The following is a 23,797-nucleotide window of genomic DNA, read 5'->3' as shown; positions in this document are numbered from 1 at the left end:
CTCCATCGGTTGCCCGGGAGCGTACTCCTGTCGCCTGATGACTTAGTGGCATGTTGTGCCACAAACTTGGTAGCGTGGGACCACACCACCTGAGGGAGAGCGCATGGGCGGCAGTGGGCTCGATGGCGGCAGCGTCGTGGTCACCGGCGCGGGTTCGGGGATCGGGCGGGCGACCGCCCTGCGGTTCGCCAGCGCGGGCGCGAAGGTCGTGGTGGCCGACCTCAACGGCGACACCGCCGGGGCCACGGTCGGGGAGATCGAGGCGGCCGGCGGCACGGCGGTGGCTGCCATCGGCGACCTGAGCGATCAGTCCATTGTGGACGCGGTGGTCGGGACCGCGGTTGGCACGTTCGGCGGACTGGACGTGCTGGTGAACAACGCCGGGATCATGGACTCGATGTCGGCCGCGGCGGATGTCCCCGACCAGGAATGGGATCGCGTCCTGCGCGTCAACCTGACCGCGCCGTTCCTGCTCACCCGCGCCGCCCTGCCGCACATGCTCGCGCGCGGCAAGGGCGCGATCGTGAACACCGCCTCCGCGGCGGCGTTGCGCGGCAGCGCGGCCGGCGCCGCGTACACCGTGGCCAAGCACGGCATCATCGGGCTCACCCGGTCGGTCGCGGTCATGTACCGCGACGCCGGCATCCGCGCCAACGCGATCGCCCCCGGCGGCACCAGGACCGGCATCGCCCCGCGGGTCGATCCCGACGCGCACGGCCCTCGGGTACTGGCCGAGTACCGCCGCAATGTCGGCCGCGTCGCCGAGCCCGACGAGCAGGCCGCCGCGATCGTCTTCCTGGCCTCGGACGCCGCCTCGAACATCACCGGCGTCGTGCTGCCCGTCGACAACGGCTGGGCCGCCGTCTAGCAACGAGTTCACCCCACCGGAGACAGGACCAGTATGTCCATTTCGCGTACGCCGTCCGCCGACGACCTGGGTTTCGACCCGGACACCCTGCGCGCCAGGTACCGCGCCGAACGGGACCGCCGGATCCGCCCCGACGGCAGCGCGCAGTACCGGCCGGCCGATGGCGATTTCGGTTACTACGCCGAGGACCCGTGGGCCGGCCCCGCGAGCACGCGGGAACCGTTGACCGACCGGATGGACGCGGTCGTCGTCGGCGGCGGGTTCGGTGGCCTGCTCGCCGCGGCCCGGCTGCGCCAGGAGGGCCTGGCCCGCATCCGGGTGATCGAGAAGGCGGGCGACTTCGGCGGCACGTGGTACTGGAACCGCTACCCGGGCATCCACTGCGACATCGAGTCCTATGTGTACATGCCACTGCTGGAGGAGCTCGGCTGTGTGCCGCGGTGGAAGTACGCGCCAGGCGAGGAGATCCGCCAACACGCGCGGGCCATCGGCCGCCACTTCGACCTCTACCGCGACGCCTGCTTCCAGACCGGGATCACCGAGCTGCGGTGGGACGAGGACGCCGAGGAGTGGCTGGTGTCCACCGACCGCGACGACCGGATCCGGGCCAGGTACGTCGTGGTGTCCAACGGCACCCTCGACCGGCCCAAACTCCCCGGCATACCGGGGATCGAGACCACCACGTGCCACACGTTCCACACCAGCCGCTGGGACTACGACTACACCGGCGGCGACGCGAACGGCGGCCTGCACCGGCTCGCCGACAGGCGCGTCGCGCTGATCGGCACCGGCGCGACCGCCATCCAGGTCGTGCCCCACCTGGCCCGCGACGCCAGGCACCTGTACGTCTTCCAGCGCACACCGTCCACAGTGGACGTACGTGGCAACCGGCCGACCGACCAGGAATGGGCCGCGTCGCGCAACCCCGGCTGGCAGCGCCGCCGCCGGGAGAACTTCCTGTCGATCATGAGCGGCGGCCTGGTCGAGGAGGACCTGGTCGACGACGCCTGGACCAGCGGCGCCCACCTGCAGCACCACCTCATCCCCGGCGAGATCCACGACTCCCTCACCGCCGAGGAACGCGCCGAGGTCGACGAGCTCGCCGACTTCCGCAAGATGAACGAGCTCCGCGCCCGGGTGGCCGCCACCGTGCACGACCCGGCCACCGCCGAGTTGCTCAAACCCTGGTACCGCTACCTGTGCAAGCGGCCGACGTTCAGCGACGAGTACCTGCCGACGTTCAACCGGCCCAACGTCACCCTGGTCGACACGGCCGACCACGGCGGGGTCGAGCGCATCGACGGCGACCGGCTCGTCGTCGGCGACCGTGAGTACGAAGTGGACTGTGTGGTGCTCGCGACCGGCTTCCAGGTCGGCATGTCCGACGTCCTGACCGGCAGGCTCCCGGTGTTCGGCCGCGGCGGCGTGCCGCTGCTGTCGTACTGGCGGCGGGGTCCGCGCACACTGCACGGTTTCACCACCCACGGATTCCCCAACCTGTTCCACCTGGGGGCACTGCAGAACGCCCGCTCGGTGAACTTCACGCACATCCTGGACGAACAGGCCCACCACGTGGCACAGATCGTGGCGCAGGCGGAGAAGCGCGGCGCGCGCGTGGTGGAGCCGACGGCGGCCGCCGAGGACGCGTGGGTCGCCACGCTGCGCGCGAACGCGCCGGACCAGCACGCGTTCCACGCCGAATGCACCCCTGGCTACTACAACAACGAGGGCAGTCCCCGACCGCGCACCGAGGGCTACCCCGACGGCGCGACCGCCTTCCACGCCCTGCTGCGACACTGGCGCGAGCACGGCGGCATGAACGACGTCCTGGCGGGTACCGATTGAACAGGTGCGCATTCTCGATTCCGCGCCGTGCCGCGGCCTTCGGCGCCTGAGCGCGACACCGGTAGCGGTCGCGGACGCCAAGGCGTTGGCGTAAGCAGGTGAAGGACGCGCTCGACCGCGCCACCCGCGACCGTCAGAACAGCGAGGTTCCGATGTCCGAATCCGCCAGCGCGGACACCTCAACGCGCCGCTCCACCATGACCGGGGAACAACGCCGCGTCCTCGGGAGCACCCTCGTCGGCACCACCATCGAGTGGTACGACTTCTTCATCTACGCCCAGGCCGCGAGTCTGGTCTTCGCCCCGCTGTTCTTCGCGCCCCTGAGCGAGCGGTCCGCCGGGCTCTCCGAACTCGTCTCGCTGGCCACCATCGGCATCAGCTTCCTGTTCCGCCCACTCGGCGCGATCATCGCCGGGCGGTTCGGGGACCGGCTCGGCCGCAAGCGGATGCTCATCCTCACGCTGCTGCTGATGGGTGGCGCGACCACACTGATCGGCCTGTTGCCGACCTATGCCGGCATCGGCGTCACGGCACCGATCCTGCTGATCGTGCTGCGCATCGTGCAGGGCTTCTCGGCAGGCGGCGAATGGGGCGGCGCGGCGCTGATGGCCGTCGAACACGCCCCGAGGAACCGGCGCGGCCTGTTCGGCGCGTACCCGCAGATCGGCGTGCCGATCGGCCTGATCCTGGCCACCGGCGTGCTGTGGCTGATGTCCTCGCTCACCACCGAGGACCAGTTCCTCTCCTGGGGCTGGCGGATCCCGTTCCTGTTCTCCGTCGTGTTGATCATCGGCGGCTACGTCATCCGGCGCATCGTCGAGGAAAGCCCGGTATTCAAGGAGATGCTGACCCGCAGGGCACGCTCCTCGGCGCCGCTGCGCGACCTGTTCCGCTACCACACCCGCAACGTCGTGCTCACCGCGCTGATCTTCGTGGCCCAGAACGCCGCCGGCTACCTGCTCATCGCCTACTTCATCAGCTACGGCACATCCCTTGGCCTGTCCCGCCCCAGCGTCCTTGGCGCCACGGTCGCGGGCGCCGCCGGTTGGCTCGTCTGCACGCTCCTGGCCGGCTGGCTGTCCGACCGGATCGGTCGCGTGCGCACCTTCCAGATCGGCTACGCGGCGCTGTTCGTGTGGATGATCCCCATGTTCCTGTTGATGCGGACCGCCGACGTGCGGCTGTTCGTCCTGGCGATCGTCGTGCTGTCCGTCAGCCTTGGCCTGTCCTACGGTCCGATGTCGGCGCTGTACGCCGAGATGTTCCCGACCCAGGTGCGCTACTCCGGCGTCTCCATCGGCTACGCGCTCGGCGCGATCCTGGGCGGCGCGTTCGCCCCCACCATCGCACAGGCACTGGTGCGGTCGACCGGCACGGTCATCGCGGTCGGCGGCTACATCATGGCGCTGACGGTGATCTCGACGATCGCGGTCTCGTTGGTCCGCGAACCGCGGGGAGTGGACCTGCGGAACTGATCCATCGGCGTAGCGGGCCTCACCAGGCGTCGCGGAGTACCGGTCCGCTTGGCGGGTCCTCGTCCGGCGGGGTCGGCTCGTCCGGGGCTCCGGCCGCCTCGGCAAGCGCCGCGATCCGCTCCCGGGTCCGTTCGTCGGCGGCGGCCACGATCTCCTCGCGTTCCTGGTCCGGCAGCGCATGCCACCGCTCGACCAGGGCGTGGAGGTTGGTCATCGCCTCGCCGCTGAGTACCGGGGAGTAAAGGAGGGCGCGCGCCGCCACCCGGCCGGCCAGCACCTCGCCGGCGAACTCGGCCACCTCGCCATCGCCTTCGGCCAGCCGCCGAAACTGCTCGGCCCTGGCGATGCGGCCCTGTTCGGTGGCCCAGGGGTTCTCCGGTAGTCCGGTCATCGGAACTCCGGGTGGACGTACTCGCTGGGGTTGCTCGGCCAGCTGCGGGCGACGATCTCGCCGTTGCCCGCGACGAGCTCGGCGATCCCGACGAACTCGTGGCCAAGGAACCGCAGGCCGTCGAGGATCGTGGACACCTGCGAGTACGCGGACACGACGGACCCGACCGCCTCGATCGGGTTCTCCCCGCGCAGCACGGAGATGGCTCCGCCGATCATCCCGCCCCCCGCGGCGAGGGCGACGTCGAGGAGGGTGTCGATGAGAAAGTCGATCGCCAGGTTCAGCGCCTGGAACTGGTGGTAGGCGGCGCGCGCGAAGTTCTTCATCTTCCAGCCGGCCTCCCGGCCGAAGGTGGCGAGCTCGTCGGCGGCCAGGCCGTAGTTGAGCAGCCACACCTCGGCCGCGCCGGCCGCGTTTCCCTCCCACTGGTCCTGCACGGCGAACCGGCCGCGGTCCAGGTTCTCCCGGATCCTGGTGAACCCCGGGTCCAGGTCCTCGACGCACATGGCCTGGTAGAGCAGCATCTCCCAGTGGCCGGTGATCAGGGTGACCACCACGTCGACGAGGTCGAACCCGAGGATGGCCCTGAGCAGGTCGCGGATCTGTCTGGCCAGGGACACGGCGCCGGTGACGCGGTCGACCTCGCCCTCGAGGTCGATGTCCCAGCCGGAGCCCGCCGCGTCCGCCTCGGTCGGCTGAGGTGGCCCCTGGTACACCCGGCTGGGGTCGCGCGGGTTCGACGAGGGGTCCTCCCAGTCGGTCCACTCACCGGCCGAGTCGGGCGCCCGCACCTGACCCGGCTCGAGCGGCGCCGCGCCACCGCCGTGCGGGTAGGCCTCGTCCAGCCTGCCCGCCACCTCCCGGTCCTCGTCAACGTAGAACTTCGCGGCCTCCTTCAGCTGCGCCCCGCATCCGGCGAGCAGGTGGGCCCCGCGCTGGGAATTGTCCTCCGCGAGCTGCTGCCACCGGTCGAGCGCCTGCGCGCAGAGGTTGATCAGCAGCCCCTCGCCGAGCTCGTTCGGGCCGGACCCGTTGTTGTAGAAGGCGAACAGCTGGGCCCCGCCGGCGTTTCGGGTCACCAGACGGCCCAAGCCGGCAACGGCACACGGTTGCACGTAGAACGACATCCACCCCTCCACTGGCCTGTGACAGTTTTAACAATCATGTCGCATGCCCGTGGCCGACGTGGGGCAAAACGGGGAAATCGAGCCCTACTGACGCCGCGTCATGGCGTGGCGAGCGCGCGGCGCAACGGAGCCTCGATCTCGGCGCGGTCGAGCAGGTCGTCGCGCAGTACCGCCTGCATCAGCAGGCCACACAACAGGATTCCCAGCATCTGACCGGTGAGCGGGTCGGTCCGCGCGCACAGCACGTCGGCCAGTGCGTCGTCCCACGCCACGGCGGCCTCGCGCAGGCGCGGGCGGTGCAGCGCGAGCGCGTAGAGGTTGTACTCGGCCATGGTGTCGGCACGCTTCTCGGTGACCGAGCGGAACACGAAGTCGGCCAGAGCCGCCGCGAGGTCGGCGTCCGGCGCCAGGGACTGCTCCCAGGCGCGCAGTCCGGCGACGCTGCGTTCGGCCGCCTTGTCCAGCACGGCGGCGATCAGGTCGTCCAGCGTGGCGAAGTGGTAGGTGGTCGAGCCGAGCGGCACCCCCGCCGCGGCAGCTACCTTGCGGTGGGTCAGGCCCTCGATGCCCCGCTCGCCGATGAGCAGCATGGCCGCCCTGGCGATGCGGTCGCGGCGGTCGTGGTCGGTCGGGCCGCGTCGCCGCACCACGGTCGCACCTCGGTCCCCACTCATGACCTCAACGGTATCTCCTACAGATGTGGACGATCGTACACATAATGTGTACGATCGTCCGCATTTCCGTGTGGGAACGGAGGACGGTCGATGCCGGAGTTGTTCATCGACGGGCGGTGGACCTCGTCTGGCGGCAGCCGGGAGGTGGTCAACCCGGCCGACGGCACCACGCTGACCACCGTGTCCGAGGCCGGCGCCGACGAGGTGGCCGCCGCCGTCGCCGCCGCCAGGGCCGCGTTCGACCACGGGCCGTGGCGGGCGACCACCGCCCGCCAGCGCGGTGACCTGCTGCGCCGGGTCGCCGGCCTGCTGGTTCGCGACCGCGAGGAGCTCGCCCGCACCGAAACCCTGGACACCGGCAAGACGCTGCGCGAGGGGCGCATCGACGTCGACGACGTGGCCGCCGTGTTCGGCTACTACGCCAACCTGGCCGACCTCGACGCCGGCCGCGTGGTGGACACCGGCAACCCGGGGGTGGTCAGCCGCGTCGTGCGGGAGCCGGTCGGGGTGTGCGCGCTGATCGCGCCGTGGAACTACCCGATGCTGCAGATGTCCTGGAAGCTCGCGCCCGCGCTGGCCGCTGGCAACACCGTGGTGTGCAAGCCCAGCGAGCTCACCCCGCTGTCGACCGTTCACCTGGTCCGGCTCGTGGCCGAGGCGGGCGTGCCGGACGGTGTGGTCAACCTGGTGCTGGGGGCCGGAACCGTGGTCGGCGCCGCGATGGTGGCCCACACCGGCGTCGACCTGGTGTCGTTCACCGGCGGGCTGGCCACCGGCAGGCTGGTCATGGCGATGGCCGCGCCGACGGTGAAGCGGGTCGCGCTGGAACTTGGCGGGAAGAACCCCAACGTGGTGTTCGCCGACGCCGACTTCGACACCGCCGTCGACCACGCGCTCACCGCCGCGTTCCTCCACTCCGGACAGGTCTGCTCGGCCGGCTCCCGGCTGATCGTCGCCGAGGAGCTGCACGACGAGTTCGTCGCCGAGCTGGCGCGGCGCGCCGACCGGATCCGGCTCGGCAACGGCATGGACGAGAAGAGCGAGTGCGGGCCGCTGGTGTCGGCCGCGCACCGGGACAAGGTCGAGCGACATCTCGAGCAGGCGGTCGCCGAGGGCGCCACGCTGGTCACCGGCGGCACCCGGCCGACTGGCGACGGGCTGGCCACCGGCTACTTCCTGCGGCCGGCGATCTTCACCGGCTGCCACGCCGGCATGGTGATCGTGCGCGAGGAGGTGTTCGGCCCGGTGGTCACCGTCGAACGGTTCGGCACCGAGGCCGAGGCGGTGGCGATCGCCAACGACACCGACTACGGCCTGGCGGGTGCGGTGTGGACCGGCGACGCGGGACGTGCGCAGCGAGTGGCGAACGCGCTGCGACACGGCACCGTGTGGATCAACGACTTCCACCCGTACGTGCCGGGGGCGGAATGGGGCGGTTTCGGCAGGTCCGGGATCGGTCGCGAGCTCGGACCGTCCGGTTTGGACGAGTACCGCGAGGCCAAACACATCTACCACAACATCTCCCCCGCACCCGCGCGCTGGTTCGGAGGCACGGTATGAGTACCGAACGCTACGACTACGTCATCGTCGGCGGTGGGTCCGCCGGGTGTGTGCTCGCCAACCGGCTGTCCGCCGACCCGGCCACGAGCGTCCTGGTGCTGGAGGCCGGCCGGCCGGACTGGCGGTGGGACCTGCTCATCCACATGCCAGCCGCGCTGACCATGGTGATCGGCAACCGCTTCTACGACTGGTGCTACGAGTCCGAGCCGGAGCCGTTCCTCGGCGGGCGGCGGGTCAGCCACGGGCGCGGCAGGGTGCTCGGCGGCTCCAGCTCGATCAACGGCATGATCTTCCAGCGCGGCAACCCGATGGACCTGCGCCGCTGGGCAGCCGACCCCGGCATGGAAACCTGGGACTACGCGCACTGCCTGCCGTACTTCAGGAAGATGGAGCACTGCGTGGCCGGCGCCGACGACTGGCGCGGGCAGGACGGTCCACTGTGGCTGGAACGCGGCGCGGCCGCCAACCCGCTGTTCGACGCGTTCCTCGCCGCCGCCGAGCAGGCGGGCCACCCGCTGACCGACGACGTGAACGGCTACCGGCAGGAGGGCTTCGCCCGTTTCGACCGCACGATCCGCGACGGCCGCCGCTGGTCGGCCGCCCGCGCCTACCTGCATCCGGTGCGCGACCGACCCAACCTGACCGTGCGCTGCCTCGCCCAGGTCGACCGGGTGCGCTTCGCGGGGACCCGCGCGGTGGGTGTCGACTATCGCAGGCCAGGCGGTCGGACCTGGCGGGTCGACGCGGGCGAGGTGATCCTGTGCGGCGGCGCGGTCAACACGCCGCAACTGCTCCAGCTGTCCGGCGTCGGCAACCCGGACGAGCTGACCCCGCTCGGGGTCGAGATGGTGCACGCGCTGCCAGGGGTCGGCGAGAACCTGCAGGACCACCTCGAGGTCTACGTCCAGCACGCCTGCACCCGGCCGATCTCGTTCAACCCCGCGCTGAAACTGCGCAACCGCCCGGCGATCGGCCTGCGCTGGCTGTTACGGCACGACGGACCCGCGGCCACCAACCACTTCGAGGCCGGTGGGTTCGTCCGCGGCAACGACGAGGTCGCCTACCCGAACCTGATGTTCCACTTCCTGCCGGTCGCGGTCCGCTACGACGGCACCCGGGTGGCCGCCGAGCACGGCTACCAGGTCCACATCGGACCGATGTACGCCGACGTGCGGGGGTCGGTGAAGATCACCTCCACCGATCCGCGCCGGCATCCGGCGCTGCGGTTCAACTACCTGTCGACCCCGGGCGACCGCAGGGAGTGGGTGGAGGCGGTCCGGGTGGCCCGCGACATCCTCGGCCAGCCGGCGTTCGCGCCCTACGACGGCGGCGAGCTGTCCCCTGGCCAGGAAGTACAGTCCGACGAGGAGATCCTCGACTGGGTGGCGCGCGACGCCGAGACCGCCTACCACCCCTCGTGCTCCGCGCGGATGGGCGTCGACGAGCTGTCGGTCGTGGACCCGAAGTCCATGGCGGTGCACGGCGTCACCGGCCTGCGGGTGGTCGACGCGTCCGCGATGCCCTACCTCACCAACGGCAACATCTACGCCCCGGTGATCATGCTCGCGGAGAAGGCCGCCGACCTGATCCTCGGCAACACCCCACTCGAACCCTCCACAGTGGACTACTACCGGCACGGGACCGACCAGGAGAGGTGACGTATGTCGTCCACTCAGGACTTACCGGTCAAGGACAGGCGGCTCAACCCCGTGGTGTTCTACGGATCGTCGGTGCTGATCATCGCGATCTCGCTGTGGGCGATCATCACCCCGGCAGGCGCCGAGGAGACCATCGGCGTCGTCGTCGGCTGGGTGTCCGGGAGCCTCGGCTGGTACTACTTCCTCGCCGCCACGATCTTCCTGGTGTTCGTGGTGTTCATCGCCGTCTCCCGGTACGGCACGATCAAGCTCGGCCCCCAGCACGCCAAACCGGACTTCAGCCTGTTCGCCTGGGCGGCCATGCTCTTCGCCGCGGGCATCGGGATCGACCTGATGTTCTTCTCCGTGTCCGGCCCGGTCTCGCACTACCTCGCCCCGCCGGAGGGCACGGCGGAGACGATCGAGGCGGCCCGCCAGGCCGTGGTGTGGACCATGTTCCACTACGGCGTCACCGGCTGGGCGATGTACGCGCTGATGGGCATGGCACTCGGCTACTTCGCGTTCCGCCACCGGCTGCCGCTGTCGATCCGGTCCGCGCTGTACCCGATCATCGGCAGGCGGGTGCACGGCCGGCTCGGCGACGCGGTCGACCTGGCGGCGGTGATCGGCACCATCTTCGGCATCGCGGTGTCGCTTGGCATCGGCGTGGTGCAGCTCAACTACGGCCTGAAGGTCCTGTTCGGACTGCCGGAGGGGGTGCCGGCGCAGATCGGGTTGATCACCGTCGCCGTGCTGATGGCCACGGTGTCCGCGGTCTCCGGGGTCGACAAGGGCATCCGCAGGATGTCCGAGCTGAACGTCGTGCTGGCCATCGTGCTGATGCTGTACGTGGCGATCTGGGAGAACCCGGTCCAACTGCTGAACGCGTTCATCATGAACATCGGCGACTACGTGAGCCGGTTTCCCGGGATGACGCTGAACACCTTCGCCTACGACCAGCCGACCGAGTGGCTCAACGCGTGGACGCTGTTCTTCTGGGCGTGGTGGATCGCGTGGGCGCCGTTCGTCGGGCTGTTCCTGGCCAGGATCTCCCGTGGCCGCACCATACGGCAGTTCGTGGCGGCGACGCTGATCGTGCCGTTCCTGTTCACCCTGGCGTTCCTGTCGGTCTTCGGCAACTCCGCGCTCGGGGTCGTGCGCGGCGGCGACGCCGAGTTCGGCCAGACCGCGATGAACGTGCCGGAACAGGGTTTCTACGCCCTGCTCGACCACTACCCCGGGGTCACGTTCAGCGCCGGGCTCGCCACGTTCGTCGGGCTGTTGTTCTATGTGACCTCGGCGGACTCCGGCGCGCTCGTCATGGGCAACTTCACCTCCCGCCTGCGGACACCGACCACCGACGCGGCCCGCTGGGTGCGGGTGTACTGGTCGGTCGCCACCGGGGTGCTCACCCTCGCCATGCTGCTGGTCGGCGGCGTCGGCGCGCTCACGAACGCGACGATCATCATGGGGCTGCCGTTCTCGTTCGTGATGTTCCTGGTGATGTTGGGGCTGTACAAGGCTTTACGGATCGAACGGTTCCGCGAGGACGCCATCCGTACCAGCCTGCCGTCGTCCCTGTCGGAGCGGACGACGATCGAGGACCGCGGCGGCACCCGCACCTGGCGCCAGCGGCTGGCCCGCGCGATGCACTACCCGGACGAGCAGACCGCGACCGAGTTCCTGGACGACGTGTGCCGGCCCGCGTTCACCGACGTGGCCGCCGAACTGCGGGACAGGGGTGCCGACGCCGACGTCCGCGCGGGCACGGTGCCCGAACTCGACCTCCCGTACCACGAGCTCACCGTGGCGCTGGGCACCGAGGAGGAGTTCAGGTACCGCGCGTGGCCGTGCCGCGCACGGACACCGTCGTTCGCCCCGCGCGGGGACGGGAAGACCGACGCGGACACCTACATCCGGATCGAGGTCTACCTCACCGAGGGCAGCCAGGGCTACGACGTTCTCGGCTACAGCGCCGAGCAGCTGATCAGCGACCTGCTCGACCAGTACGAGCGACACCTGGAGTTCCTGCGACTGCACCGGGAGACCACCCACGGCCCGGTCCCCGGCGACTGAACCCGGTGGAGGTCACCGCACCGGCACGATCTCCTTGCCGAGCGGCACCAGCGACACCGGGATCAGTTTGAAGTTGGCCACGCCGAGCGGGATGCCGATGATCGTGATGCACAGCGCGATACCACTGAGCAGGTGCCCGATCGCCAGCCACCAGCCGGCCACCACGATCCAGATGATGTTGCCGATGAGCGACGCCACCCCGGCGTCGGCGCGGTCGGCCAGCGTCCGCCCGAACGGCCAGAGCGCGAAGTTCGCCATCCGGAACGCCGCGAGACCGAACGGGATGGTGATGACCAGCACGCAACAGATGATCCCCGCGATGGTGTAGCCAACCGCCATCCAGAAACCGGAGAGCACCAGCCAGATGATGTTCAGGATCGTCCGCATCCGCGCATCATCCCAGAACCGGTTTCGGGTGAGGGCATCACGTCCGGACGGGGTCCGCCTCGACCGGTCCGGAGTCCGACGACAGGGTGCGGTCCATCGTGTCGGGCAGCGAGGCCCGGTAGATCGGCATGGCGGCGGCCGTGGTCACGATCGCCACGGCGACCAGGATCGCGAACAGCTCCGGGGTGACCAGGTCGTGGGCGAGGCCGATGTTGATGAAGATCAGGATCATCAGCCCGCGGGCGTTCATCAGGCCACCGACCGCGGACGCGTAGCGCCACGAGAAACCCTGCAGGCGCACCACGGCGGCGCAGCCGAGATACTTGCCGGCGAACGCCGCCGCCATGATCACCGCCAGCGGCAGCCACAGCCCTCCGCCCGAGCCGAAGCCGTCGACCTGGGTGTTCAGTCCGGTGAAGGCGAAGAACACCGGCAGCAGCAGGATCGAGTTCAGGTCCGTCAGCCGGGTCTCGAGCTCCCGCCGCACGATCGCCGACTGCGGCATCGCGAGACCGGTGACGAACCCGCCGAACACCGAGAACACCCCGATGTAGTCGGTGAACCAGCCCGCCACCAGCACCACGAACAGCACCAACGCCATCATGTCCCGGCCGAGCGTCTGTTCGCGCTCAACGCGTTCGCCGAACTTCACGAAGAGCTTGCGGCCAACGGTGAGCATCAGCGCGGCGAAGATCGCGGCGCCGGCCACGGTGTCCAGCGCGTCCAGCGGGCTGCCCGCGGCCCCGACCGCGACGATGACCGCCAGGATCACCCACGCGGCCGCGTCGTCGATCGCGGCGGCGACCAGCGTGAGGCCGCCGATGGGGGTGTTCGCGATGCCGCGCTCCTGCAGGATCCGCGCCAGCATGGGGAACGCGGTGATCGACAGCGCGCCGCCGACGAACAGCATGTGCACCCAGATGTTCGCGCCCTCGGTGGCCAGCGAGGAGAAGAACAGCGCCGCCGCGCCCGCGCCGATCACGAACGTCGGCACGATCCCGGAGACCGCGAGCACCGCCGCGCGCCGCACGTTCCTGCCGCCGACGGAGCCGTGGTCGAGCGAGGCACCCACCAGGAACATGTAGAACGTCAACCCGATGGTGCTCAGTACGTAGAGGACGTTCTTGACGTCCGGCTGGAACAGCTGGGCCTGCGCTCCCGGCGCGACCGCGCCGAACAGCGCGGGCCCGAGCAGCACGCCCGCCACCATCTCGCCGACGACGCGGGGCTGCTTGACCAGCATGGCCAGCCGGCCGCACAGGGTGGTCGCGGCGAGCACGACCGCCAGCGCGGCGAAGACCTTCAAGGCGAACTCGATCTGGTTCACGTACCAACCTCCTGCAGCGGGCAGCCCTGGGTGTCGTGCGTGTCGAAGTAGCGGCCCGCGAGCCGCAGCCTGCGGGCGTCGAGCACCATCCACGTGCCGAGCACGAGTTGGACCACCCCGCGCCACACGTCCTCCCACCGGTCGCGCACCCGCAGCGCGAGACCGGCGGCGGCCAGCGGCCGGCGGCCGAGCGGCGCACCGGCGCGGACGAGCAGGCAGGGGCCGCGGCTGGGCAGCGACCGGGTGTGCGCGACGGTGGAGTGCAGCGTGTGGCGGGCCAGCACCTCGCGGGTCGCCGCCCGCAGCGCGAGCGGCGAGAGCCGCCACGCCGGGCACGGCCGGTTGGTGGCCACACCGAACGGGATGTGGTTGGCCACCCGCGCCGAGGTGTGCTCCCAGCGGCCGGGGTCGAACTCGTCGGGGTGGTCGTAGCCGGTCGCGTGGTAGTCGGGATAGCTGAAGCACAGCACCGAACCGGCCGGGATCGTGCCGTCGTCGAACGGGATCTCGCCGGTCGTGATGCGGTGCGCGATGCCGAACAGCGGATAGAGGCGCAGGGTCTCGTCCAACACGTTGGCGAAGTACCGGTCGTCGTCGGCCGCGCGCGCCGCGACGCGCGGGTGCTGGGCGAGCACCAGCAGCAGGTGCGCCATCGCCTCGGACATCTGCACCACCGCCGTGGTGAAGAACGTGCCCTGCAGGTAGTACACCTGGTCGACCGGGGACAGGCTCGCTGGCAGGTCCGTGCGGGCGTCGCCCGCCGCCACCCGCCGGGCGAGGTAGCTGGTCAGCCTGGCCCGCCTGGCGGGGTGGCGCAGCCCGGTGCACTTGAGCGCGGAGGCCACGTCGTCGGCGTGGCCGACGATCGCGTCCCGGGCACCGGGCGGGCACCGCTCACCGAAGACCAGCTCGTGGAAGTACTCCGCCCACACCGGCATCATCAGGTCCCGCAGCCGCACGAGCGTCACCCGCCCGGTGACCAGCTCGTCGAGCACCCGGCCGGTGCAGGCCGCGGCCGCGGCGCCCAGCGCGGCACTGGACCCGGACAGCAGCGTGAGGGTCGTGCTCGCCACGTCGTCGTAGCGTGGCCCGGCCTCCAGGTGTTCCTGGTGCACCTCCGGGCCGGGAGAAAGCCAGTACCAGAACAGGTCCGACAGCCCGGCGCCCTTGCTGCGGCCGTTGGCCGCCGGGTGCCCGTACACGTCCCGGAAGCGCGCCGGCCCGGCCGCGTCCGGGAAGGTGAGCGCGCGGTCGCCGTTGACCATCGCGAACGTCCTGGCGCGCAACGCGACCACACGCGCGGGCAGCCACCTTGGCGCGGTCGCCATCACCGCCGCGACCACGGGCCACCGGGCCTTCACCAGGTTCCCCGTGCCACGACCAGGTCGCGGGTCAGGTCCGCGAGCTCGCGACCGCCGCAGAGGGCGAGCACGTGGTCGAACTCGTCGCGCAGTGCGTCGAGCACCCTGGCCACCCCGGCCTCGCCGGCCGCGGCCAGCCCCCACAGCACCGGCCGCCCGACGCCGACCGCCGCCGCGCCCAGCGCCAGCGCGATGGCGACGTCACCGCCCCGGCGCACTCCGCCGTCCAGCACCACCGGCAGGTCCGTGGCCGCGACCACGGCGGGCAGCGCCTCGATCGCGGCCGGCGCGAGGTCGGACTGGCGACCGCCGTGGTTGGAGACGACCACGCCGGCGACCCCGTGCGCCGCCGCGAGCCGGGCGTCGTCGGGGTGGACCACTCCCTTGAGCCACACCGGAAGCGTCGTCATCTCCAGGAGCATGGCCAGGTGGTCCCAGGAGATCGCCGGCGACATCGCGATGTCGCGCCGGCCGCCGGGCAGGTCACGCATGTTCTCGGTGGTGAGACCCGGCGGCAGGTCGTGGAAACCGTGCTCGGCGTCGCGGCGGTGCCGGCCGAAGACCGGCGAGTCGGCGGTCACCACCAGGGCCGTGCAGCCCGCCTGTTCCGCGCGGCGCACCAGGGTCGCGGTCACGTCCTGGTCCCGCTGGAGGTACAGCTGGAACCACACGGCCGCGTCCAGGTCGACCGCGCGGGCCGCCGAGGTGACCTCGTCGATCCGGGTCGTGGCCGCCATGCCGGTGACCAGCACCGTGCCCGCCGCGGCGGTGGCGCGCGCGGTCGCCGCCTCCCCGCCGGGATGGGCGAGGCGGTGGAAGGCCGTCGGCGCGACCAGCACCGGCATGCGCAGCCGCCCGCCGGGGAGGTCCACCGCGAGGTCCCGGTGCTCGCCGCCGCGCAGAACCCGGTGCAGCAGGGCGAAGCGGCCGAACGCGGCCTCGTTCTGCGCGAGCACGACCTCCTCCCCCGCCCCGCCGGCGAAGTAGTCGTAGTGCACCGGGTCGAGCACCGCGCGGGCCGTGGCGTGCAGCTCGTCGAGCACGCTCACCGAGTCCCCAGCTGCCGGTCGAGGAACGCCACCAGCGGCGCGCGGTGCACGTCCTCGCTGTCCCACTCGTTCTCGAGGTTCTCGGTGAGGTGGTGCTCGCCGAGCAGTGCGCCGCCGACGCCGAAGTGCCGCACCACCGGGTGCAGGTAGCGGCCGTCGAGCCCGCTGGCGTCCTGTTGCGACACTCGGCCCGCGGTGATGTCGAACGGGTTCACGCGGTCGTGGTCGGCGCCGTACTCCAGCGTCACGGTCAGATAGGACGCCATCGCACCGAGATCGCCGCGGGGAACGGCCTCGTGCAGGTGCGCGACCGGCACCTCCTCGGCGTAGCGCACGGACTCCCCCACGAGCACCGCGTCAGCCAGGAACCCGAACAGCTGCCACAACGCCGAGGTCCGGTTGACCCGGTCGATGACCGCGTCGGCGATCGCGTCCGCCGCCACGGGCACCGACGGCCACGCCACGCCGTGGTAGCGGTGCTCCATGATCCGGTGCAGCGCCCGCACCCCGTACCGGAAGCCGTGCACGAAACCGCTCGTCGACTTCCTGAAGTCCCGTGCCTGGGTGATCGTCCCGGCGAAGAACAGGTCGGGCACGTTGACCGACTCCCACGCCGCGGTCTGGTCCGGGAAGCGGTCGTTGATCGTGAGCGCCGGGCGGCACTCCGGCGCGAAGATCGAGGCGTCGAACCGGAACCCGGTCGCGACGATGACCCGGTCGTAGCGGATCTCCTTCACCCGCTCGTTGACGCGGGCGAAGCTGACCGGCACCGCGTAGCCGTCGCCGTCGCGCCGGATGGCGAGGATGTTCCCGTCCAGCACGGCGTTCTGCGACTTGAGCTGGTAGGTGTCCAGGAAGTTGTTGTTCACCGCGCGCAGGTGGCCGACGAAGTGGGTCTGCCACGCGAACTTCAGCGATCCCGGCCCGGCGACGTGGATGACCGCCGCGGTCTCGACCAGGTTGTCGGCGGTCTCGAACGCCGAGTTGCCCCGCCCGATGATCAGCACCCGCTGCCCGGTGAAGCCCGCCGGGTCGACCGGGACGTCGCTGTACAGCTCGGCGTGCTCGACGCCGTCGATGTCGGGCACGTACGGCTTGGACACGCCGGTCGCCACGATCAGCCGCTTCGCCCGGTAGGTGCCGCCATCGCGGTCGCGCACCACGAAGTCGCCGGCCGGCCGGCTGACCGACTCGACGCGGGTGCCGTAGCGGATCGGCAGGTCGTGCTTGGTGGCGAAGTCCGCGAGGTAGCGGACGAAGTCGTCGGCGGCCGGGAAGTAGCTCGGCGTGTAGGTGGTGAACAGCAGCGCCGGATCGTCGGACAGCAGCGAGTTCCAGTCGGTGCGCAGGTTCAGTTCCGGGTCGTCCCAGCCGGTGACCGGTTTGTTGATGGAGATCAGCGTGCGGTGGCGCGGGAACCGGGTGAAGAACGTCCCCGGCGCGTCCCCCGCCTCGAGCACCAGATGGTCCCTGCCCTCCCGGGTGAGCAGGTACGACGCCTGCAGCCCGGCCGGGCCCGCGCCGATGATCAGGCAGTCCGTGGACAGCTCGCTGGACACGGGTTCTCCTTACGTCAGTGGGACAACAGCAGGCGTTTGTCCGGCTTGCCGCTCGGCGCGACCGGAGGTTCGGTGATGACGGTGAGGTGGGCGGGCGCGCACGCGGCGCCGAGCCGGGCGGTGACCAGCGCGCGAAGCTCGGTGAGGTCGGGGCGCCGCGCGCCCGCGGGCACCACGAACGCGTGCACGGCCTCGCCGGTGTCCTCGTCCGGCACGGCGACCACGTAGGCCTCGGCGACGTCCCGGTGCTCGGCGATCACCCGCTCGATGGGACCGACGTAGTGCAGGTTCGCGTTGACGATCACCACGTCGCGGGTGCGGCCGGACAGGTAAAGGCGGCCGTCGGCGTCGAGGTGGCCGAGGTCGCGGGTGCGCACCCAACCGTCCGCGAACACCGCCGCCGACTGCTCCTGGTCGCCCCAGTAGCCGTCGGCCTGCGCGGGGGCGCGGACGAACAGCTCGCCGTCGTCCCGGCAACTCAGCTCCACCAACGGAAAGCCGACCGACCCCGGCGGATCGGCCGGGGTGGCCAACGCGATCGTGCCGGTCTCGGTCTGGCCGTAACCGTGGAACACGACCGGGCCGAGCACCGCCAACGCCTCCCGGTGCCGGTCGGGGGTGAGCGGGGAGCCGGACACCAGCAGCGCGCGCAGCGTCGCCAGGTCGGCCGGTTCCGTTCGCTGCCGGGCGACGAGCTTGGCCAGGCGGGGCACGGTGAGCACGCTCGAGGACGCGCGATGACGGGTGACCGCGCCGGGCAGCCCGGGATCGTCGGCGACCACCACGGTGCCGCCCGCGACGACGGTCAGTACGGCGTACTCGAACATCACCTGGCTGGAGAGCGTGCCGAACACCAGGTGACGGTCCAACCGGGACGCCAGCTCGCGGATCGCCGGTGGCCACGCGGCCGGGCGCGCGGTCCACGCCGCGGTCATGGCGGCGTAGGTCTGCGCGCACGCCTTGGGGACCCCGGTGCTGCCGCTGGTGTGCAGGATCCGTGCGACGTCGCCGGGGCGGCCCGCGCAGCGCAGCGGTCCTGGTTCGGTGGCGGCCATGCCCGCGACGTCGGCGTCCGTGACGACCGCCGCGATGTCCAGGGAGAGCAGGTGGCGTACCTGCTCGTCGGCCAGCCCCGGCCGGATGCCCACCACCCGGGTGCCGACCACGTGCGCGGCGAGGATCGCGGCGAACGCCGCCGGTGTCACTCCCAGCCGCAGGGCGACGCCGTCGCCCGGCCTGAGCCCCGCGCGCCGCAGCGCGGTCGCGAGCCGGGCGACGAGATCGAGCAGCGCGGCACCGGACAGCACCCGGTCGCCGTGTTCGAACACCGGCCGGTCCCCCGCCGCGTCGAGCGCGTCGAGCACCGCGCGGGGGAACGGCTCGGTCTCACGCCCCGGCAAGGCATTCCTTCACGAACACCGACAACGGCTGCTGGTGCACCGCCGGCAGGTCCCAGTGGTTCTCCAGGTTCTCCGCCAGGTGGTGGGTCGCGGTGAGCACGCCGTCGCGGTGGTAGCGCACCACCGGGTGCAGGTAGCTCGCGTCGGCCGCGTTGACCGCGTCGTTCTCCGCGACCCTCGGGATGGTGATGTCGAACGGATCCACGGTGTCGTGGTCCGGCCCGTACTCCAGCGTGGTCACGAACCGGTGCGCCGCGGCGCCGAGCCCGCCGTCGGCCACGTACGCGACCGGCACCTCCTCGGCGTACCGCGCGGTCCCGCCGTCGACCGTGACGACGTCCCCCATGACCGCGAACTGCTGCCACAGCGCGGAAGACCGGTTCACCCGCGCGACGATGGCGTCGGCGATCGCGTCCGGCGCCTGGTCAAGCTCGGTCGATGGCCACGGCGTGTCGTGGTGGCGGGCGGCGAGGATGCGGTGCAGCGCGCGGACGCCGTAGCGGAAGCCGTGGATGAATCCGCTCGTCGACTTCTTGAAGTCCCGCTGCTGGCTCAGGGTGCCCGCGAAGTACAGGCCGGGCACGTTCACCGACTCCCACGCCGGGGTCTGCTCGGGAAAACGGTCGTTGATCACCAGTGCCGGCCGGCAGGTCTCGTCGAAGACCGACGCGTCGAACCGGAAGCCGGTGGCCGCGATGATCCGGTCGTACGCCAGTTCCCGCAGCTTCTCGACCGTGCGCGCGTACCGGAAGATCACCCGGAAACCGCCGCCGGGGCGGGGTTCGATCCGCTCGACCGTGCCGTCGAGCACGGCGTTCTCGGACTTGAGCTGGTAGGTGTCCAGGAAGTTGTTGTTCACCGCGCGCAGGTGCCCGACGTAGTGGGTCTGCCACGCGAGCTTCACCGAACTCGGCCCCGCGACGTGGATGACCGCCGCGTGCTCGACGAGCGCGTCCGCGGTCTCGAACCCGGAGTTGCCCTTGCCGATCACCAGGACCCGCTGGTCGGTGAACGACGACGGGTCGGTGTCGAACGTGTCGTAGCGCTCGACGTGCTCGATACCGGGAATGGGCGGCACGTACAGCTGGGAGACCCCGGTCGCGACGACCAGCCGCGTCGCCGACCAGGTCCGTCCACTTCGGTCGGTGACGGTGAACCCGTTGTGGTCGCGGGAGACGCGCGTGACGTCGGTGTCGTAGTGCACGCGGACACCGGTCCGCTCGGCGAAGTCGGCGAGGTAGCGGACCAGGTCGTCGGCGGCCGGGAAGTACTTGGGGCTGTACCGGGTGAACAGCAGCTCCGGGTCGTCGCTCAGCAGCGAGTTCCAGTCCATGCGCATCCGCTGCTCCGGGTCGGTGTACCCGGAGTGCACCTTGTTGATCGAGATCAGCGTGCGGTGCCGGGGATAGCGGGTGAAGAAGGTGCCCGGCCCCGGCCCGCGTTCGAGGACGGCGTAGTCCCGGCCGGCCACGGCCAGGTGGGCGGCCAGCTGCAGGCCGGCGGGCCCGGCCCCGATGATCAGGTAGTCGTGCGCCATGGCCGGGACGGTAGCCACATGATCTCAGAACTCTCTGAGATCACCTGCCTACCGTCGGTGCCGTGACCACGACCGCGCCGACCACGGCTCCCGTCGACCTGAGCCAGCCGTTGCGCGGCGAGGACCTGCGCCGCGCGGCCGTCCCGCTCACCGTCCACATCGGACCCACGGTGCGCGCGCGAGTGGCGCGGGGCCGGGAGTACCTGCGGTCGGTGCTCGCCGACGACGGCCGTCCGGTCTACGGCGCCACGACCGGATTCGGGGCGCTGGTCGGGTTCGCCGGCCGCGCCGACGAGGCCGACCAGTGCGACAACACGCTCGCACACCTCGGTGCCGGGCAGGGACCCGACCTGCCAGCGGACATCACCCGGGCCGCGCTGCTGGTCCGCGCGTGGTCGCTCGGCCAGGGCGCCTCCGGGGTCTCCGCGCACGTGGTCGAGGCGCTCGCGGCCATGTTCGCGACCACCTTCTCCCCCGCGGTCCCCCGGTACGGCTCGGTCGGCGCCAGCGGCGACCTCATCCCGCTCGCCTACGCCGCGCAGGCACTGCGGGGCCGCGGTCACGCCTATGTGGACGGTGCGCGACTGCCGGCCGCCGAGGCGCTGGACCGCGCCGGGCTCACCGCGCTGTCGCTGGACGGGCGCGACGCGCTGGCACTGGTCAACGGCACGTCGGTGACCACGGCGGCCACCGCGCTCGCGCTGGACCGCGTCCGCGCGGCCCAGCGCGCACTGCGGGACCTGACCTGTCTGCTCACCGACATCCTCGGCAGCGACCCCGGATTCCTCGACCACCGCCTCATCGCCGCCTACGGGCACGCGGGCGCGGTGACCGTCGCCGCGCACATGCGCGCCACCCTCGCCGGCGCGACGCCGAGCGGAAACCGGCCGCTGCAGGAGCCCTACAGCATCCGGTGCGCGCCGCAGCTGCTCGGCGCCGCCGAGGACGCGCTGCGGTACGTGGACGGGGTGGTCGCCGCCGACCTCGCCGGGGTGAGCGACAACCCGTTGTTCTTCCCCGACGACGACCTGGTCGCCCATGGCGGCAACTTCTTCGGCCAGCCGGCCGCGTTCGCCGCCGACGTGCTCGCGATGGTCACCGCCTCGCTGGGCAACCTCGCCGAGCGGCAGCTGGACCTGCTCGTCGACCCGGCCCGCAACACCGGGCTGCCGCCCATGCTCGCCGCGGGTCCCGGGCAACAGCACGGACTGCAGGGCGTCCAGCTCGCGACGACCGCGTTCGTGGCCGAGATCCGCCGCACCGCCGTGCCCGCGAGCACCCAGAGCCTGCCGACCAACCTGCACAACCAGGACGTCGTGCCGTTCGGCACCCAGGCCGCGCTGCGCGCCTACGACCTCGCCGACCTGCTGTGGCTGCTGTGCGGGTCCCTCGCGCTCGGGCTGCGCCAGGCCGCGCACGTCGGCGCGCGTTCGCCAACCGCCCCGGGGTGCGCCGCGCTGCTCGCCGCCCTGGCCGACGCGATCCCGCCGGTGAACCCGGACCGGCCACTAGACACCGACGTGCGCACCGCCGCCGGGATCGTCACCGGTGTGGTGCGCTGACCCCCTGTTCCGTGCGCGCCTGCGCCTCGGGCAACCGCATGGTGAAGCGGGCACCGCGGCCGGGATGGCCGACGGCCCTGATGGTGCCGCCGTGGCTGGTCACCACCTCCCGCAGCAGGGCGAGCCCCAGCCCGAACTGCCGCTCGGCACCGGCGGAGCCGCGGTGGAACCGGTCGAACAGCCGGTCGGCCTCCCGAGGGTCGAACCCCGCGCCGCTGTCGGCCACCGTCAGCTCGACCTGCCCCGCGACCGCCGACCGCGCGACCTGCACGTCGATCCGCCCGCCGGCCGGGGTGTGGCGCACCGCGTTGGCCAGCAGCTCGCCGACGACCCGGCGCAACGCGGTCTCGATACCGACGACCGCCAGCGGCCCGGTCCGGCGGTCGACGGCCAGCGTGACCCCCCGCAGCGCGGCCCGGTCGCGCTCCGGCGCCATCGCGGACTCGGCCAGTTCGCCGAGGTCGACGACCTGGACGTCGAAGTCGGTGGGATCGGCCGCCAACCGGGCCGACAGCAGCAGGTCGTCGACCACGTCCCCGAGCGCGCCGATCGACCCGGCGAGCCTGCTGATGCTCTCGCGGTGCTCACTCGGCAGGTCCTCGGCGGCGGCCCGCCGGGCCAGCAGCTGCACCCGGGTGTAGGCCCGCGCGATCGGCGTGCGCAGCTCGTGGCTGGCGTCGGTGACGAAGCGCCGCTGCCTGGCGAGCGCCTCGGCGAGCGGCGCGACCGCGCGCAGGCCGACCACCAGCCCGGTCACCGCGGCGGCGAGCAGGCCGCCGAGCTCCGCGACCACCAGCGCCACCACCAGGTGCCGCCGGTCCGCGATCTGGTAGCGGGTGTCGAACACCGCCTGCACCGTGCGCCCGCTCGACGCCGGTTCCGTGCGCACCAGGTACACGGTGTCGTTGCGGTCCACGGTCCGTTCGATCGCCGTGCCCGACTCCTCGACCGCGCGCAGGTCGTCGTGCAGCGGGAAGCCCGCCGGCGGCGGCAGCACCCCGAGGTCGAGCGTGCCGTAGGCGAGGGAGAACAGCCACGTGCAGCCCGGCGGCGCGGCGGGCGTGCCGTGCTCGATGTTGTACCGCAGCTCGCGGGCGACCTGGTCGTCCTGCGCGTGGGTCATCATCGTGTACGCGATCCCGCCGACGAGCATGACCAGGACCGTGATCGCCAGTGCCACCAGCACGCTGACCCGCAGCCGCGCCCGCCGGAGCACCGCCCGCTCCGACTCGGCCCACGAACGACTCACAGCGCCCCCAACCGGTAGCCGAGCCCCTGCACCGTCCGGACCACCTGCTTGCCGAGCTTCGCCCGCAGGTAGTACACGTAGGTGTCCACAATGGACGACCCGGAGGCGTCGCCGAAGACCGTGCGCCGCAGGGACAACCGCGGGTGTACGACGTTCGGGCGCAGGGCGAGCTCGCGCAGCAGGGCGAACTCCCTCGGCGACAGCGGCACCCGCTCCCCGTCGGCCAGCACCGCCTCCCGCTGCCCGACATCGAGGTGCCCGGCGCCGATCGGCAACGCGTCCGCCACCTCCAGTGCCCGCCGGCACAGCGCCCGCAGCCGCGCGCTCAGCTCGTCCAGGTCGAAGGGCTTCACCAGGTAGTCGTCGGCGCCGGCGTCCAGCCCGTCGATCCGGTCGTGCACCGTGCCGAACGCGGTGAGCATCAGCGCCCGTACCCGCACGTCCCTCGATCGCAGCCGCACCAGCAGGTCCAGCCCGTCGAGCACCGGCAGCCCACGGTCGATCACCAGCACGTCGTAGGGGCGGGTGAGCCCCAGATGCAGCCCCTGCTGCCCGTCGAGCGCGATGTCGACGTCATAGCCCTCGTCCCGCAACGCCTCGGACAGCAACCCGACAAGCTCACTGTCATCCTCGATGATCAACACCCGGAAACCGCGTGGCGACAAGGTTTTGACGTGACCTGGCACGGTCCTCAGAATCCCACTCCGGGGCGG

At 71.6% G+C, this 23,797-nt stretch carries 19 protein-coding genes; 7 read left to right on the top strand and 12 right to left on the bottom strand.

Annotation, left to right across the window (positions count from 1 at the left end):
* The first annotated feature begins 103 nt into the window (after positions 1-103).
* From ACYVIP_RS12110 to ACYVIP_RS12100, 3 genes are all read left to right on the top strand, one after another.
* Entirely contained in the window at positions 104-868 is a 765-nt protein-coding gene (locus tag ACYVIP_RS12110) for an SDR family NAD(P)-dependent oxidoreductase (protein WP_460395308.1), read from the top strand.
* A gap of 33 nt (positions 869-901) precedes the next feature.
* Positions 902-2,713 carry a flavin-containing monooxygenase gene (locus ACYVIP_RS12105; protein WP_460395306.1) on the top strand — a complete coding sequence of 604 codons (1,812 nt, stop codon included), beginning with the start codon at positions 902-904 and terminating at the stop codon, positions 2,711-2,713.
* 152 nt (positions 2,714-2,865) lie between these two features.
* Entirely contained in the window at positions 2,866-4,188 is a 1,323-nt protein-coding gene (locus ACYVIP_RS12100) for an MFS transporter (RefSeq protein WP_460395304.1), read from the top strand.
* A 19-nt stretch (positions 4,189-4,207) separates the two neighbouring features.
* On the opposite strand, the gene ACYVIP_RS12095 is transcribed toward ACYVIP_RS12100, so the two are convergent.
* The 3 genes from ACYVIP_RS12095 to ACYVIP_RS12085 form a co-directional block, all read right to left on the bottom strand.
* Entirely contained in the window at positions 4,208-4,579 is a 372-nt protein-coding gene (locus ACYVIP_RS12095) for a hypothetical protein (RefSeq protein WP_460395302.1), read from the bottom strand.
* Positions 4,576-5,658: a hypothetical protein gene (locus ACYVIP_RS12090; RefSeq protein WP_460395300.1), complete on the bottom strand. Its 1,083-nt coding sequence runs from the start codon at positions 5,656-5,658 to the stop codon at positions 4,576-4,578. Before ACYVIP_RS12090 ends, ACYVIP_RS12095 begins: the two co-directional genes overlap by 4 nt.
* Before the next feature lie 146 nt (positions 5,659-5,804).
* On the bottom strand, positions 5,805-6,380 hold the full coding sequence (locus ACYVIP_RS12085) for a TetR/AcrR family transcriptional regulator (RefSeq protein ID WP_460395298.1): 576 nt from the start codon (positions 6,378-6,380) through the stop codon (positions 5,805-5,807).
* Between the two features lie 90 nt (positions 6,381-6,470).
* Here ACYVIP_RS12085 and ACYVIP_RS12080 point away from each other — a divergent pair, with 90 nt between their 5' ends.
* The 3 genes from ACYVIP_RS12080 to betT are packed head-to-tail and all read left to right on the top strand — an operon-like array spanning position 6,471 to position 11,653.
* Entirely contained in the window at positions 6,471-7,940 is a 1,470-nt protein-coding gene (locus ACYVIP_RS12080; protein WP_460395296.1) for an aldehyde dehydrogenase family protein, read from the top strand.
* Positions 7,937-9,598 carry a choline dehydrogenase gene (gene betA, locus ACYVIP_RS12075; RefSeq protein WP_460395294.1) on the top strand — a complete coding sequence of 554 codons (1,662 nt, stop codon included), beginning with the start codon at positions 7,937-7,939 and terminating at the stop codon, positions 9,596-9,598. Before ACYVIP_RS12080 ends, betA begins: the two co-directional genes overlap by 4 nt.
* Before the next feature lie 3 nt (positions 9,599-9,601).
* The gene (betT, locus tag ACYVIP_RS12070; RefSeq protein WP_460395292.1) at positions 9,602-11,653 is read left to right on the top strand and encodes a choline BCCT transporter BetT; all 2,052 of its coding nucleotides are present in this window, start codon (positions 9,602-9,604) and stop codon (positions 11,651-11,653) included.
* Between the two features lie 12 nt (positions 11,654-11,665).
* Here the strand turns inward: betT and ACYVIP_RS12065 are convergent, their stop codons facing one another.
* From ACYVIP_RS12065 to ACYVIP_RS12035, 7 genes are read right to left on the bottom strand one after another with little or no spacing between them, the layout of a single operon-like run.
* Positions 11,666-12,040, bottom strand: coding sequence for a YccF domain-containing protein (locus ACYVIP_RS12065; protein WP_460395290.1), 375 nt, complete (start codon positions 12,038-12,040; stop codon positions 11,666-11,668).
* 37 nt (positions 12,041-12,077) lie between these two features.
* On the bottom strand, positions 12,078-13,367 hold the full coding sequence (locus ACYVIP_RS12060) for a cation:proton antiporter (RefSeq protein ID WP_460395288.1): 1,290 nt from the start codon (positions 13,365-13,367) through the stop codon (positions 12,078-12,080).
* On the bottom strand, positions 13,364-14,728 hold the full coding sequence (locus ACYVIP_RS12055; RefSeq protein WP_460395286.1) for a cytochrome P450: 1,365 nt from the start codon (positions 14,726-14,728) through the stop codon (positions 13,364-13,366). The genes ACYVIP_RS12060 and ACYVIP_RS12055 overlap by 4 nt, the downstream gene beginning before the upstream one ends.
* Positions 14,725-15,777 carry an alpha-hydroxy acid oxidase gene (locus ACYVIP_RS12050; RefSeq protein WP_460395284.1) on the bottom strand — a complete coding sequence of 351 codons (1,053 nt, stop codon included), beginning with the start codon at positions 15,775-15,777 and terminating at the stop codon, positions 14,725-14,727. The genes ACYVIP_RS12055 and ACYVIP_RS12050 overlap by 4 nt, the downstream gene beginning before the upstream one ends.
* A complete protein-coding gene (locus ACYVIP_RS12045) occupies positions 15,774-17,336 on the bottom strand; it encodes an NAD(P)-binding domain-containing protein (RefSeq protein ID WP_460395282.1) in 1,563 nt (520 codons plus the stop codon). Before ACYVIP_RS12045 ends, ACYVIP_RS12050 begins: the two co-directional genes overlap by 4 nt.
* A gap of 14 nt (positions 17,337-17,350) precedes the next feature.
* Positions 17,351-18,736: a class I adenylate-forming enzyme family protein gene (locus ACYVIP_RS12040; protein ID WP_460395280.1), complete on the bottom strand. Its 1,386-nt coding sequence runs from the start codon at positions 18,734-18,736 to the stop codon at positions 17,351-17,353.
* The gene (locus tag ACYVIP_RS12035) at positions 18,723-20,273 is read right to left on the bottom strand and encodes an NAD(P)-binding domain-containing protein (protein ID WP_460395278.1); all 1,551 of its coding nucleotides are present in this window, start codon (positions 20,271-20,273) and stop codon (positions 18,723-18,725) included. Before ACYVIP_RS12035 ends, ACYVIP_RS12040 begins: the two co-directional genes overlap by 14 nt.
* A gap of 62 nt (positions 20,274-20,335) precedes the next feature.
* On the opposite strand from ACYVIP_RS12035, the gene ACYVIP_RS12030 reads away from it, so the two are divergent.
* Positions 20,336-21,835 carry an aromatic amino acid ammonia-lyase gene (locus tag ACYVIP_RS12030; protein ID WP_460395276.1) on the top strand — a complete coding sequence of 500 codons (1,500 nt, stop codon included), beginning with the start codon at positions 20,336-20,338 and terminating at the stop codon, positions 21,833-21,835.
* Here ACYVIP_RS12030 and ACYVIP_RS12025 read toward each other — a convergent pair.
* Together ACYVIP_RS12025 and ACYVIP_RS12020 are read right to left on the bottom strand one after the other, a co-directional pair.
* Entirely contained in the window at positions 21,816-23,084 is a 1,269-nt protein-coding gene (locus ACYVIP_RS12025; RefSeq protein ID WP_460395274.1) for a sensor histidine kinase, read from the bottom strand. The genes ACYVIP_RS12030 and ACYVIP_RS12025 overlap by 20 nt on opposite strands.
* Positions 23,081-23,728 (bottom strand): response regulator transcription factor, encoded by a 648-nt coding sequence (locus ACYVIP_RS12020; RefSeq protein WP_460395272.1) that lies wholly within the window; start codon positions 23,726-23,728, stop codon positions 23,081-23,083. Before ACYVIP_RS12020 ends, ACYVIP_RS12025 begins: the two co-directional genes overlap by 4 nt.
* Between the last annotated feature and the right edge of the window lie 69 nt (positions 23,729-23,797).

The organism is Actinophytocola sediminis (assembly GCF_054779715.1).
The sequence above is the reverse complement of the archived record's forward strand: the minus strand, read 5'-3'. Positions and strand labels throughout refer to the sequence as shown.

Bases quoted from the DNA above. Each gene is read 5' to 3' on its own strand.
- ACYVIP_RS12110 (WP_460395308.1), top strand. From the start codon at position 104: ATGGGCGGCAGTGGGCTCGATGGCGGCAGCGTCGTGGTCACCGGCGCG.
- ACYVIP_RS12105 (WP_460395306.1), top strand. From the start codon at position 902: ATGTCCATTTCGCGTACGCCGTCCGCCGACGACCTGGGTTTCGACCCG.
- ACYVIP_RS12100 (WP_460395304.1), top strand. From the start codon at position 2,866: ATGTCCGAATCCGCCAGCGCGGACACCTCAACGCGCCGCTCCACCATG.
- ACYVIP_RS12095 (WP_460395302.1), bottom strand. From the start codon at position 4,579: ATGACCGGACTACCGGAGAACCCCTGGGCCACCGAACAGGGCCGCATC.
- ACYVIP_RS12085 (WP_460395298.1), bottom strand. From the start codon at position 6,380: ATGAGTGGGGACCGAGGTGCGACCGTGGTGCGGCGACGCGGCCCGACC.
- ACYVIP_RS12080 (WP_460395296.1), top strand. From the start codon at position 6,471: ATGCCGGAGTTGTTCATCGACGGGCGGTGGACCTCGTCTGGCGGCAGC.
- betA (WP_460395294.1), top strand. From the start codon at position 7,937: ATGAGTACCGAACGCTACGACTACGTCATCGTCGGCGGTGGGTCCGCC.
- betT (WP_460395292.1), top strand. From the start codon at position 9,602: ATGTCGTCCACTCAGGACTTACCGGTCAAGGACAGGCGGCTCAACCCC.
- ACYVIP_RS12065 (WP_460395290.1), bottom strand. From the start codon at position 12,040: ATGCGGACGATCCTGAACATCATCTGGCTGGTGCTCTCCGGTTTCTGG.
- ACYVIP_RS12035 (WP_460395278.1), bottom strand. From the start codon at position 20,273: ATGGCGCACGACTACCTGATCATCGGGGCCGGGCCCGCCGGCCTGCAG.